At 59.3% G+C, this 927-nt stretch carries 1 pseudogene; it reads right to left on the bottom strand.

Going from position 1 to position 927, the window contains the following annotated elements:
* Nucleotides 1-927, bottom strand: a pseudogene (locus BUE21_RS15070) (hypothetical protein); the annotation flags it as partial.

Genomic DNA, 927 nt, shown 5'->3' on the forward strand with positions numbered 1-927 from the left:
GCTGAGGTTGCCCAGCACGTTGTTGAGGGTGTCGATCAGCGGGTTCAGTCCGGTGCCGGGGATCAGCACCAGGCCTTCGACCAGTTCGCTCAGGGCCTCGAGGCCACCGGCGGTGCCGGTGAGGTCTTCGAGGATGGAGGTGACCGCAGCCAGGGAGCCTGTTTGCGGATCGACCAGGTTGTTGACCAGATCGGCCAGCGGCTGTGCGAAGGTGTCGTCGGTGAGGTTGAGCACCAGGCCCTGCACGTCGCTGATGAGGCCCGTGCCGGGGTTGGCCGGTGTGCCGCCAGGCAGGGTGTTGCCGCCCAGCAGATTACCAACACCACTTAACAGTCCGCTCAGGGTATCGTTAAGGACACTGTCGCTGCCCCCGCCGAGGATACCTGTGACTACGTCGAGAATGCTGCCATTGTCACCCGATCCGTTGATGCCGCCCAGCAAGTCATTCAGTGTGTCAATCAGAGGCTCCAGTCCTTGCCCCTCAATTCCGACAAGCCCACTGACCAGCTCTGTGAGTACAGCCAGTTCTGAGTCTTGGCCTGTGAGTTCTTCCAAGATGCTAGTGACTGCTGAAAGTGTGCCCACTTGCGGGTCAATCAATTGATTCACCAGGTCTGTTACTGGTTTAAGCAATGTCTGGTTACTTAAATTCCCAAGAACTTCTTGGACTTCTGTAATTAGACCGTTTGTATCGCTATCCCCGTCTGCATCGGCATCGGCATCGGCATCGGCATCGGCATCGGCATCGGCATCGGCATCGGCATCGGCATCGGCATCGGCATCGGCATCGGCATCGGCATCGGCATCCGCGTCGGCATCAGCATCAGCATCAGCATCAGCGTCTGCATCCGAGTCGGCGTCTGCATCCGAGTCGGCGTCAGCATCGGCATCGGCATCAGCGTCTGCATCCGAGTCAGCGTCAGCATC

The organism is Lampropedia hyalina DSM 16112 (assembly GCF_900129055.1).
GTDB classification, from domain to species: Bacteria; Pseudomonadota; Gammaproteobacteria; order Burkholderiales; family Burkholderiaceae_C; genus Lampropedia; species Lampropedia hyalina.